The organism is Paenibacillus albidus (assembly GCF_014644435.1).
Classification (GTDB): Bacteria; Bacillota; Bacilli; order Paenibacillales; family Paenibacillaceae; genus Paenibacillus_AQ; species Paenibacillus_AQ albidus.
In genome coordinates this window covers 1-8,530 of record NZ_BMKR01000075.1, presented here as the reverse complement: position 1 = coordinate 8,530, position 8,530 = coordinate 1, and the positions used below count along the sequence as shown (strand labels likewise).

At 47.5% G+C, this 8,530-nt stretch carries 4 protein-coding genes, 3 pseudogenes and 1 other annotated feature; of the genes and pseudogenes, 3 read left to right on the top strand and 4 right to left on the bottom strand.

Annotated features, from left to right (window positions below; genetic code table 11):
* The first annotated feature begins 382 nt into the window (after nucleotides 1–382).
* Complete coding sequence (locus IEY53_RS35625) at nucleotides 383–679, top strand: transposase (protein WP_229696525.1); 297 nt, start codon at nucleotides 383–385, stop codon at nucleotides 677–679.
* Entirely contained in the window at nucleotides 607–1,548 is a 942-nt protein-coding gene (locus IEY53_RS34175) for an IS3 family transposase (RefSeq protein ID WP_229696526.1), read from the top strand. Before IEY53_RS35625 ends, IEY53_RS34175 begins: the two co-directional genes overlap by 73 nt.
* A gap of 272 nt (nucleotides 1,549–1,820) precedes the next feature.
* Here IEY53_RS34175 and IEY53_RS34170 read toward each other — a convergent pair whose 3' ends face one another.
* From IEY53_RS34170 to IEY53_RS35620, 3 genes and pseudogenes are all read right to left on the bottom strand, one after another.
* Entirely contained in the window at nucleotides 1,821–3,497 is a 1,677-nt protein-coding gene (locus IEY53_RS34170; protein ID WP_189032737.1) for a glutamine--tRNA ligase/YqeY domain fusion protein, read from the bottom strand.
* 69 nt (nucleotides 3,498–3,566) lie between these two features.
* Nucleotides 3,567–3,828, bottom strand: a binding site (T-box leader).
* Between the two features lie 49 nt (nucleotides 3,829–3,877).
* Nucleotides 3,878–4,054: pseudogene (locus IEY53_RS34165) on the bottom strand (DUF2568 domain-containing protein); the annotation flags it as partial.
* A gap of 482 nt (nucleotides 4,055–4,536) precedes the next feature.
* Nucleotides 4,537–4,704, bottom strand: a pseudogene (locus tag IEY53_RS35620) (response regulator); the annotation flags it as partial.
* A 278-nt stretch (nucleotides 4,705–4,982) separates the two neighbouring features.
* On the opposite strand from IEY53_RS35620, the gene IEY53_RS34155 reads away from it, so the two are divergent.
* Nucleotides 4,983–6,482 carry an alpha/beta hydrolase family protein gene (locus tag IEY53_RS34155; RefSeq protein WP_189032731.1) on the top strand — a complete coding sequence of 500 codons (1,500 nt, stop codon included), beginning with the start codon at nucleotides 4,983–4,985 and terminating at the stop codon, nucleotides 6,480–6,482.
* A 1,084-nt stretch (nucleotides 6,483–7,566) separates the two neighbouring features.
* Here IEY53_RS34155 and IEY53_RS34150 read toward each other — a convergent pair.
* Nucleotides 7,567–8,530 (bottom strand): annotated as a pseudogene (locus tag IEY53_RS34150) (serine hydrolase); the annotation flags it as partial.

The window sequence follows — 8,530 nt, the reverse complement described above, 5'->3', positions numbered from 1 at the left end:
GTGTATCTGAAGTGGGTTAAAGTGTCCAAGTGGATAAGGGGGCTAAATAGTTTTTGCCTTCCATGAAGCTCGATTCCCCGGGATCGTGCGATTCTAAGGCATTTTTGCCTTCCAGGAAGCTCGATTCCCCGGGATCGCGCGATTCTGAGGCATTTTCTTGCCTTCCAGGAAGCTCGATTCCCCGGGATCGCGCGATTCTGAGGCATTTTCTTGCCTTCCAGGAGGCTCGATTCCCCGGGATCGCGTCATTCTAAGGCATTTTTGCCTTCCAGGAGGCTCGATTCCCCGGGATCGCTTCATTCTAAGGCATTTTGATGTTAGTGTTATTAGTGGACACTCGTTAAGAGAACAGGAATAATGAAATTAACGAGGAGGTGTCCACATGAGTGGAATACGAAAAAGCTACAATGACGAGTTTAAAAAACAGACGGTAAAGTACATCCAAGAGCAGACCAAGACGGTGGCGGAACTTGCCCAAGAGCTGGATATTCCCGCAAAAACTCTGCATCAGTGGTTAGGGAAGTACCGGCAGTTCCCCGACGAGCCTGTGGCCAGCGCCGAAAGAGTGCGGGAACTGGAACGACAACTGCAAGAAAAAGAAAAGCAATTAGCCGACATGGCAGAGGAAATGGCCATCGTAAAAAAAGCAGTGCACATCTTCAGCAATCCAAAGAACTGAGATTTCAGTTTATCGAAGATCATCGCTCCCAGTTCCCTGTGGAGAAGATGTGCAGCGTCCTTGAGGTATCCCGGAGCGGTTATTACAAATGGAGAACGGCTAAACCGAGTCCTCAGGCCAGCCGGAAGGCCATGTTGGTCCGGCGAATCACCTATCATTTTAACGATACGGAGGGCCGTTATGGCAGCCCTAAAATCACCATTCTTCTTCAACGTGAAGGTCATCAAGTCAGCGAGCGCACCATTGGAAAATACATGAGAGAGCTGGGTTTGCGCTCTTGTGTAGCGAAGCAATTTCGAGTGAATACCACCGACTCCAAGCACGACTTGCCGATTGCCCCTAACTTGCTCAACCAGCAATTTTCTACAGCGAAACCGAACCAAACCTGGGTCACGGACATCACCTATATTCCCTGCCGGGAAGGGCGGATGTACCTCGCCAGCATGCTCGATCTGTGCACCCGGGAAATCGTGGGGTGGAGGCTCAGTGACCGCATGACCACGGACCTCGTTCTGGGTGCCCTGGACGACGCCTACCATGCGAAACGCCCGAAGAAAGGGCTCATTCACCATTCAGATCGCGGGTCACAATATGCCTCTGCCGACTACCGTAAACGCTTGGTGAAATATCGCATGAAAGCGAGCATGAGTCGTAAAGGCAACTGCTACGACAATGCTTGCATTGAATCGTTTCATAGCCTTCTGAAGAAAGAGTTTGTGTACTGCACCAAGTTTAAAACAAAGAAGCAGGCCTATGATGAAATCTACCACTACATTGAATTTTTTTATAACCGCAAACGAATCCATAGTGCCCTGGGCTACGTGTCCCCGGTTCAGTTTGCAGCGAGATTCAAGCGGAAAGCTGCTTGAATTTCCTTTTTAGTGTCCACTTTCTTGACGGAGGTCCATTTTTGCCTTCCAGGAGGCTCGATTCCCCGGGATCGCGCGATCCAGAGGCATTTAGCCCGTAGTCCTCTAACCCCCATTGCCGTTCGTCCATGTGACATACCAGCCTTTTATACACAAAAGGACCGCCCCGGTCATCTGCGATGACTCGGAACAGTCCTTCATATACAGAATCCGCGTCTAACCCGCCAAAGTCAGTCTGCGCATCTCCTAGCTCACCTTCAGCTTGCCGCCCCTCAGCCCTTCCAGCTATCCTTCAAGGCCACGATCCGGTTAAACACCGGCTTTCCGGGGCTACTATGCTTCCTGTCTGCGCAGAAGAAGCCATGACGGATGAACTGAAATTTATCTTCGGGACGGGCTGTGCCGGCGGAAGGCTCCAGGATGCAGTCTTTTAGCACCGTAAGTGAATCGGGATTCAGATAGTCATCCCAGGCTTCTCCGTCCTCTTTGGGGCTGTCATTGTCCTTCAGAAGCCGCTCGTACAAATGCACATCCGCCCGGATGCCATGCTCCGCCGAGACCCAATGAAGAGTTGCCTTCACCTTCCGCTCCGTAAATCCGCTGCCGCTTCGGGTTCTCGGATCATAGGTGCAGCGCAGCTCGGTGATTTCACCAGTCGCTTCATCCTTGACCACTTCGTTGCATTTAATGAAATAAGCGCCCTTCAGCCGCACCTCCGCGCCCGGCGCCAGCCGATGAAAACCTTTGACCGGCACTTCCATGAAATCCTCCCGTTCGATATATACGGTACGTGAAAAGGGCACCTTCCGCTCTCCAAGCACCGTATTTTCGCTGTTATTCTCAATCGCAAGCCATTCGTTGCTATCCTCCGGCAGGTTGGTGATCACGACCCGCAGCGGCCTCAGCACCGCCATTACAGCAGGCACCTTAGCCTTCAAATCCTGTCTCAGCGCGTGCTCCAGCATGGAAATATCGACGATGGTACTGTGTCTGACGAAACCAATCCCGTTCACAAAATTCCGGATACTCTCTGGGGTAAACCCTCTTCTGCGCAGGCCGCGAATCGTCGGGAGCCTCGGATCATCCCAGCCGTCCACATAACTCCCGGCCACCAGCTGCCGGATATAACGTTTGCTCGTAACCACTCCCGTAACATTTACCCGGCCAAATTCTCTTTGCTTGGGCGCTTCGGGAATGGACAGCTCATTTAGGACCCACTCATACAATGGACGGTGATCCTTGAATTCAATCGAGCACAGGGAGTGTGTCACCCCTTCAACCGCATCCTGAATCGGATGGGCAAAATCATACATCGGATAGATGCACCAGGTGTTCCCCGTCCGGTAATGCGCTGCATGGATAATCCGGTAAATCACCGGATCTCTCAAGTTGATGTTGGGAGAAGCCATGTCGATTTTGGCGCGCAGGACACGGGCTCCATTCGGATAACTCCCTTGTTTCATCTCTGCAAAAAGCCCCAGGTTCTCCTCCGCCGAACGCGCCCGGTAAGGACTGTCAGTCCCAGGCTCCGTCAACGTTCCTCTGTAAGCAGTCACTTCTTCAGGCGACAGGTCACAGACATAGGCCTTGCCTTGCTTGATCAGCCTCACAGCACTGCTGTATATTTCCTCCGAATAATCGGACCCGTAATAGATATGTTCTCCCGGGCTGTATCCCAGCCAGTTGATATCCTCGATGATCGCGTTTACGTATTCCATATCTTCTTTTAAAGGATTGGTGTCATCAAAACGCAGGTTGAACCTCCCGTGGAATGCTCTGGCAAGCATGTAATTGGTATGGATCGCGTAGGCACTGCCAATATGCAAATATCCGTTAGGCTCAGGCGGAAACCGGGTGCAGATGTCCCTGCTGTATGCTCCGGTATCCATATCTTCTTGAATCAGCTTGTAAATATAATTTTCGTATGTTGTTTCAGGTTCCATGTTCATTGTTGTTGCCTCCTGTAAATATGTGGTATTCTGCAAAATAAAAAGAACCTCACCTCCAAGACTTAAGGTCTTGGGGACGAGATTCTCGTGGTACCACCCCAGGTTTATTAATATGTCGCCATATTAAACTCATCAAGTACGGCATCCGGCACAAAGCGGATTGCTTATACTCTAGCTCTGTAACAGGAGCTCCCGTCAGACCATCCCCATCATCAGGTTCCTGCCTGCCGCTCAGAGGCTTGGTTCGATCCAGGTTTTCTTACCCCTTTTCAGCGGCCGGGGCTCTCTGTGAAAGACTGCCTGGATTTACTCTTCTCGTCATCGCGTTTGAATATTGGTAATAGGATAACAAAAATAACCGCCGATGTAAATTCGGATTGTTATTGATCCCACAGCTGCATCAGCAGCACCGGCAGACCAAACAGCAACGTCTCCATTACAAAATGCAGACCCGATGGCAAGGGGCAGACGGCTTGCGGAGAACCGAACAAACCCCAGAGCACGGCAACAACCAGCCCCAGGCCTACCCGGCTCCACCCCATCCCTCCAGTGCGAAACCACCAGTATCCGTATAAACGTCAAAGCGCATAGTTCCAGAATGAACCTTAAGGCAAGATTGGGCTGCTGCAAGCCATAGCACACGCAACTTTTTCATCCGCAAATTTTTAAGCAGCTTAACTGTTCACGTGTTGATTGCTCTATTCCGTGAATAACTTAACAGGAAGATTACAGCATCCGGGAATACCCCTCTTTTTCTGGACATACAGTGAATGAAATGTACAAAGAAAATAAAGTGTTAGACTGAAGTTGTTGATCCTATGCGGATTTCGTTCTAAAACATAAAGAGTCCTTGGTTATTACTAACACCAAACTGTTCTGAAATAGGTCTGCGAGACAACACCATTCTTTTAATAAATGCCAAGTCTTCTTTTTTGGAACAATTCAGCTCGTGCAGGGTGGTATCGGCATTTATAGTGGTATGATATTTAAGTTTGAATTGTGATTCACCAACGGATTTAATCCAAATTTTCGATAAAACGGGCAGATTGACGTCCAACAGCACGAGATCCGGACGAATGTCCTGAAACACCTCCATAACTTGGTCGAACTCCTGGACGGCTTCAGCTCGTCCCCCGTATTTCTCCATATATGATTGAAGCAGCTGCGCCAGCTTAAGATCATCTTCTACAATCAGGATACTAAACATAGGACTTGGCTCCGTTTCTGATTTAAAAAACACCAGCATACCTTCGCCGAAGAGCGATTGGAACTTATTGTGTTTCTATGGTTTGAAAGGCTGGATTAAGCGGCACTCTTTCAAGCTGAAAAGAAACCGTTTTACGAGTCCTCCAATACCGCAAGATCGAATTACAAAATTGTAAGGTAGATTTAAGGTAGATTTAAGGCAAATCGATATCTAAGGCCAACCTGGCAGGATAAGATTGGAACAAACGAAAATAGAATTTTTTTAAAAGGAGAATCGAGATGAGGCTGTTTGAACTGTTGCTTTTTTTGTCAAACATCGGCTTGTTTGCATTAACAGTCCTATTAAAAAAAGAACGGCGTAGAATCCCCGTATTCGTTGCAAGCGGGATCGCCACGCTTTTACTGGTCATTCATTGGACGGTGGAAGGATACAGAATTCAGCTATTTTTCCCATATTGTATAACGGTCATTTTTTTAGCCATTTCAGGTTATAACTATTTTAAAAAAAACAGCCAAAAAAAAATCCCGCGATTCATGTTGGGTTCGGCTTATACCGCTATAGCGATAATGCTGGTCGTAACAGCGGGTCTCATGTATGCTTTTCCTATATTTAAACTGCCTGAACCGACAGGTGAATTTAAGGTAGGAACGCAAACTTTTCATTTCGTGGATACAAATAGGGAAGAGATTTTCGACGAAGCCAGAGATGGCAAGAGAGAATTGATGGTTCAGGTATGGTATCCGGCTCAAGCTGGCACCGGCAAGTACGCTCCCTTTATTCCCGATACCCGGATTTTACGTTATATGGCCGCGGACTATGGCCTTCCCAAGTTTACTTTTCAACACCTGAAGTACGTATCAAGTCATGCTTATTCGGGGGCTGAAGTCTCTTCGGCACAGACTTCATACCCGCTGGTCCTTGCGAATCCCGGCAACGGCTCTTCCAGGTTCCTCCACACGTCGCAAGCCGAACATCTCGCGAGTCACGGATATATCGTGGCAGTGATCGACCACACCTACAATACATTTGCAACCGAGTTTCCGGACGGGCGAATCACGACCAGCACAACCAACGACTTATTCTCACCCGACCATGATTACCAGACAGGAAGAAAAATTCGCGACAAGTTGGGAAAAGTTTTAACCGGCGATGTGGCGTTTGCGCTGGACCAATTCGAACTCATCCAATCGGGGCAGATTCCAAGTCATCTAAAAGGGAGGATGGATCTCGGTCATGTCGGGGTGTTCGGTCATTCCATCGGCGGAGCGACGGCCTATGACGCTTCTTACGACCCGCGAATCGCGGTTGGAATAGACCTTGATGGGGGGCTATATGGGCTGCGTGACAGAGAGGGTCTGCGAAAGCCGTTTTTGTTCATCAACTCGGAAAGCTATTTCGAAAAATTAAAAATGGTGATGGATAACCGGGTTTACACGGATGCAGAGCTTAACCGTATGGGCTCAACAAGAGAGTGGGAGGATCAAGTAACGGAAGATAAAAAGTTGGAGCTTGAACGGATGCGCGAAACGGTCGATGAAGGGGGACAAGTCCTCTATATCGAAAATACGGAGCATTTCAATTTTGCTGACGTCCAGTTCGTTTCTCCGATTTTCAACATACTGGGCATTACAGGAAAGGTTGCGCCCGAAAGAGCGAACTCCGTTATCAATGCCTATATGCTGGATTTCTTCGATATGTATCTGAAAAATCAAGGCGGAATATTAATGAAAGAACCGGATAGCCGCTTTCCGGAGGCGAAGTTCGTAAACTCGCTATAATAAATTACGGAACAGGCTACCGATTTTGATATGCTCCCCTTCAAGTAGACAGGTTTAATAAATAAACCGCTACTTGAAGGGGAGTTTTCCTTTGTCTAAGAAGAACGAATACAATACGATTGAGAAACTAGCCATTACAGGAGTTAAAAGCAGGACAGAGCAGCCGTATGGCTGAGCCACAAACCAAGTTTGCGTCAGCAGGAAAATCAACGGCTTAGTCAACAGCTCCATCTCCATCTAAGACCAAAAGTTTTGCAATACCTATCCCATAACGCGACAAGTAATCGGAAGCATAGATGACCATGGCAAATAAGGCTCGAGCGCCTCTGGATTTTGTCCTTATTTGACTCGGGACAAGAACTTGTACAGAGAAAAGAAAAAAGCCGCTAAACGAAAACCAATCATTTTCTCGTTCTCTTTCTTATTCAATAATTATATTAACTTTTCTGGATTCTTCACTTTTATCGAAACAACTTCTCCGCAATCCAAACAAACCGTAAATATCCTTTCCGAACCAAGCGCTATTTTCTTATCCAGTGGACGAAGATTTATGAAATCCATTGCTTGTACGAATGATTGTCCTCCACAATTAGTACATTTTTTTCTGAAATATCCATATACAATGCCTCCTTCTTAATTTATTTTTAATACATTCTTTAATCGGTTACGTTCCATTAATTGGAGCCAAGCACTGTTCTATATATTTTCAAAACAATATTTCCGTTTTTTCATGCGATTATCTAATCGTCAATAGCACTATGTTCTTTTCCTCAGCTAGGGACAAGAACTTGGTTCCATAAATCAAACAAACACTATTTAGCAGCAATTAATTATACTATCCTGCCCGTTAGCCACACATGCAGCGTAAGCGCAGCACCACAGATGATGAAAGTACGCCGTATTTCGGTCTTCCTTGCAACAGCCAAGAATTAATTTCCATGGGAGTTGAATATTCACCTATTGAAATGAACCAAGGCACTTTTTATGTAGGTTTTAGCTGAAATTCATCCAACTTTTCTTGAGGAATCTTCTTTCTTGTACGTAGGACTATATCTTGGCCAGTTATGAAATGCCTATTGCGAAGTTACTGAGCGGAAATCTCGAACTTCGTGCCGGCATCTCCGGCGAAAACTATGGATCCTCCCAAGGGCAGTACGACCGGATCTTTGCCTCCGATGACACTGAAATAGATGCATGTTCCTTTGGCATCATAAACAGCGAAGGAAGCGTTCTGGGACATGCTCACCTTAACGATCTTGCCCCCATCTTTGTCGCTTATCGTATACCACCTGGCGTATCCGCTGGGCGGAATCGTAACGATTGACTTCTTAGCGAAGTTAAGGGACTTCACGGCATCCTCGCTCACTAAGATGATTCCACCCATATTCAGGTACTCAACGCCGTCTTGTGTAAAGAAAGTAAGATCTGAGAGATCCCGCCCGCTATTTCCCGGAATTTGCAATTCGGAGACGGCCGTGTTCGGGCCGGTTATTCGCTTATCCAACACGTATCCCGGCAATTGTTTCGACAAATTCAATTGAGTGTGTGTTTGTGGCGACGCCAAATAAGCGAGCGACGTATACTTCTGATTCAGCAGATAGTACCTCTTGCCGTCGCGCTGAATCCATGCCGCTGTTGTCTCTGCCGGAAGATCTTGGGGCTGGAGCTTCTCGGCGTTGTACTCTGACACAGCCGTCTGCCCAAGACCCGGCAACGAAACGTATTTACGAACCCATACGTAGGTGCGGCCATTCTCCTTCGTCACGAAGCTGATCATTGTATTCCCGTTCGTACTCCGGAATGTACCGTCTACCGAATACTCGTAGATCTGGACTGTATTATCAAATGCCTGATCCGAAGTAACGGACATGACGCCGCCTTCGGTAATCTCTATGTTCGTCGTTGTACTGGTTGCCCCATAGATTCCCGAATACTGCAGCAAGGACTCCGGCATATCAGCCTTTACCGGCGTGCCGTATGATTTCTTTGGCTTGAATTCAGCAATTGTCCCTTTCTCCTTCAGCGCCTGAAGCAAGATTTCGTTCGCC

Coding starts and splice junctions, on each gene's coding strand:
- IEY53_RS34155 (WP_189032731.1), top strand. CDS start 4,983: ATGAGGCTGTTTGAACTGTTGCTTTTTTTGTCAAACATCGGCTTGTTT.
- IEY53_RS34170 (WP_189032737.1), bottom strand. CDS start 3,497: ATGAACATGGAACCTGAAACAACATACGAAAATTATATTTACAAGCTG.
- IEY53_RS35625 (WP_229696525.1), top strand. CDS start 383: ATGAGTGGAATACGAAAAAGCTACAATGACGAGTTTAAAAAACAGACG.